This is a genomic window from Burkholderia singularis (assembly GCF_900176645.1).
In the GTDB taxonomy this organism is placed as follows: domain Bacteria; phylum Pseudomonadota; class Gammaproteobacteria; order Burkholderiales; family Burkholderiaceae; genus Burkholderia; species Burkholderia singularis.
The window spans coordinates 1-2,465 of sequence record NZ_FXAN01000107.1 but is presented as its reverse complement, the minus strand read 5'-3'; the positions used below and the strand labels follow the sequence as shown (position 1 = coordinate 2,465).

Genomic DNA, 2,465 nt, shown 5'->3' with positions numbered 1-2,465 from the left:
GTGTCGAACACGTCCGTCACGTTCACGCCGAGCTGCTTCGCCTTGACACGGTCCAGATCCACGTTCAGTTGCGGAACGTTGATCTGATAGCTCGTAAACAACGGCCCGAGTTCAGGCGCTTGCTGCGCGCGCTTGATGAAATCGTTGGTCGCATCCGCGAGCTTCGCGTAACCGACCGAGCCGCGGTCCTCGATTTGCATCTTGAAGCCGCCAAGTGTGCCGAGACCGAGCACCGGCGGCGGCGGGAACACCGCAACGAACGAATCCTTGATGTTCGCGTATTGCTGATTCAGCGCCCCCGCGATCGCGCCGGCCGACAGCGCGCTGCCATGCCGCTCGTCGAACGGCTTGAGCGTGACGAACACGATGCCCGCGCTCGAGCTGTTCGTGAAGCCGTTTACCGACAGCCCCGGGAACGAAACCGCGCTCTCGACGCCAGGCTGCTTCAGCGCAATCTCGCCCATCTGGCGAATCACCTTCTCGGTGCGATCGAGCGATGCGCCATTGGGCAACTGCGCGAACGCGATCAGGTATTCCTTGTCCTGCGCGGGTACGAAGCCGCCCGGCACGATCCGCGACACCATCACGGTAGCGCCGACCAGCACGAGATACACGCCGAGCATCACCGCCTTTCTCGACAGCACGCCGCGCACGCCACGCCCATAGTTCTGTGCGCCGCGATGGAACACCTTGTTGAAGCCCCGGAAGAAACCGCCGAGCACGCGGTTCATCGCGCGCGTGAGCCAGTCTTCCTTGTCGCCGTGCCCTTTCAGCAGAATCGCCGACAGCGCGGGCGACAGCGTCAGCGAGTTGAATGCCGAGATCACCGTGGAGATCGCGATCGTCATCGCGAACTGTTTGTAGAACTGACCCGTCAGGCCCGACATGAACGCGAGCGGCACGAACACCGCCACGAGCGTCAACGCGATCGCGATGATCGGCCCGCTCACTTCGCGCATTGCGCGATACGTCGCCTCGCGCGCGGACAGTCCGCTCTCGATGTTCCGCTCGACGTTCTCGACGACCACGATCGCATCGTCGACGACGATCCCGATCGCCAACACCATCCCGAACAACGACAGCGCATTGATCGAGTAACCGAACAGCAGCAGCAGCGAGAACGTGCCGACGATCGACACCGGCACGGCGATCAGCGGAATGATCGACGCGCGCCACGTCTGCAGGAACACGATCACGACGATCACGACGAGCGCGATCGCTTCGAGCAGCGTATGGACAACCGCCTTGATCGACGAACGCACGAACTGTGTCGGATCGTAGACGATCCGGTAGTCGACGCCTGCCGGAAAATCCTGCTTCAGCTCGGCCATCGTCTTGCGCACTTCGTCGGAGATCTGCAACGAGTTCGCACCCGGCGACTGATTGATCGCGATCGCGACGGCCGGCTTGTTGTCCAGCAGCGAACGCAGCCCGTACTCGGACGCATCGAGATCGATCCGCCCGATATCGCGCAAATGCGTGACGGCGCCATCCGGCGCGGTCTTCACGACGATGTCGCCGAACTCCTCTTCGGTCTGCAACCGCCCGCGCGCGTTCACCGACAATTGCAGCGGCGTGCCCGGCAGCGTCGGCGATGCGCCGATCACGCCCGCCGCGACCTGCACGTTCTGATCGCGAATCGCCTTCACGACGTCGTCGGCAGTCAAATTGCGCTGCGCGACCTTTTGCGGATCGAGCCATACGCGCATCGCGTAATCGCCCGCGCCCCACAACTGCACCTGGCCGACGCCCCGGATCCGCGACAGCCGGTCCTTCACGTTGATCAACGCGTAATTGCGCAGATACGTCATGTCGTAGCGGTTGTCCGGCGAGATCAAATGCACGACCATCGTCAGCGTCGGAGAACTCTTGATCGTCGTGATCCCGAGACGCTGCACGTCTTCCGGCAAGCGCGGCAACGCCTGATTCACGCGGTTCTGCACGAGCTGCGTCGCCTTGTCCGGATCGGTGCCGAGCTTGAACGTGACGGTAATCGTCATGTTGCCGTCGCTGTTTGCCTGCGACTGCATATACAGCATGTCCTCGACGCCGTTGATCTGCTCCTCGATCGGCGATGCAACCGTCTCGGCGATCACCTTCGGGTTCGCGCCCGGATACTGCGCGTGAACGACCACCGACGGCGGCACGACTTCCGGATACTCGGAAATCGGCAGCATGAACATCGCGATCAACCCGGCAAGCAGAATGATGACCGACAGCACCCCGGCAAAAATCGGCCGGTCAATAAAGAATTTTGAGATATTCATGGGAAGCTCTATCTGATTGAGCGCGCCTGCGCGTTATGCGCGCGCGTTGCTCTGAGCGTTCTGCGCACGTTGCTGCGCGGCACCCGACGCAGGAGCCGCCGCAGCCGCAGCCGCATCATCGCCGCCCGTCATCGGCACGAGATGCGCCTTCACCCGCTCGCCGGGCCGCACGCGCTGCGTGCCGTTCACGACGATCCG

1 protein-coding gene and 1 pseudogene are annotated in these 2,465 nt (G+C 62.8%); both read right to left on the bottom strand.

Annotated features, from left to right (window positions below; all coding sequences use genetic code 11):
- On the bottom strand, window positions 1-2,267 hold a 2,267-nt coding region (locus BSIN_RS22225; protein ID WP_089342024.1), incomplete at its 3' end, for an efflux RND transporter permease subunit.
- Between the two features lie 33 nt (window positions 2,268-2,300).
- Window positions 2,301-2,465 (bottom strand): annotated as a pseudogene (locus BSIN_RS24975) (efflux transporter periplasmic adaptor subunit); the annotation flags it as partial.